We start from the raw sequence: 890 nt of genomic DNA, 5'->3' as shown, positions 1-890 counted from the left end.
GAATTTCATCAGGGAAGGAACCTCCTTCCTGTGCAATTCAGGGTGATTAAGCCTGTTAAGTGCACGTAAACAGTTTAACATACCGCTTAAAAATGCTATAATAAGACTATCCGAAGATGATAACGTTAAGTGCACTGTAGGCTGATTACCTACAAACTGTTGTAACGTTACTAAGCTGGGGCATTCAAACTGAATGCCTCTTTTTCGTGCCTAAAATGCTGTTAGAGAGATTTTAGAAGGTATCTAGTGTAATTATACTAAAGAGCTTTCTAAATCGCCCTAACCCCCTTTAAAATGGATTTAAAAGCATATCTAGTTTTTTGGAGCCTGCTTGTTTTTTGAAAGCCACTGTTGATGGATAAATTCCGTAACGGTTATTTTAGAACCATCATCATTGGTTAAAGTCCATTTTTTAGCAGTACGCTTAAAGAACTTAAGTTCATCTTGAGTAACTTTTAATTGCCTTACTAATCCTTTTTCCTTTTCGGAAGCAATATTTTGCCTAATCCAGTCAAGAGTTTGATCAGGTGCTAAATTCTCGGCATTTGAACCTTGTAAACTTTCAAGGACTGCTCCTTTCTCAATCAAGCGCTTAGTGCGTTCCTTTCTTTTTTTAGCGTTTAGTTTATTACGTTCAAGTTTGATTTTTTCATTCAAAGCTGCTTTTTTCTTTTCAAGTTCTTTAAGCTTAGACTCTGATTTTTTAATACTATTATTTTCCAAAATATTCAACCACCAATCTATAAAATCTAGTTATAAAAAAGTAAATCATAGCGGATAAAAAATGTAAAATGATACAATGTAAATATTAAAAGAAGATCCCTTAGTTTATCTAAGGGCGCACTTACACACACGCAAAGCGTGTGTTATTCGCTAACGCTCATTGTGCG

General features: G+C 34.6%; 1 protein-coding gene. It reads right to left on the bottom strand.

Annotated elements, in window-relative coordinates; translation table 11 throughout:
• Window positions 1-312 precede the first annotated feature (312 nt).
• A complete protein-coding gene (locus LMU01S_RS10120; protein ID WP_056957982.1) occupies window positions 313-723 on the bottom strand; it encodes a hypothetical protein in 411 nt (136 codons plus the stop codon).
• Window positions 724-890 lie beyond the last annotated feature (167 nt).

Source organism: Ligilactobacillus murinus DSM 20452 = NBRC 14221, from assembly GCF_001591685.1.
GTDB classification, from domain to species: Bacteria; Bacillota; Bacilli; order Lactobacillales; family Lactobacillaceae; genus Ligilactobacillus; species Ligilactobacillus murinus.
The sequence above is the reverse complement of the archived record's forward strand: the minus strand, read 5'-3'. Positions and strand labels throughout refer to the sequence as shown.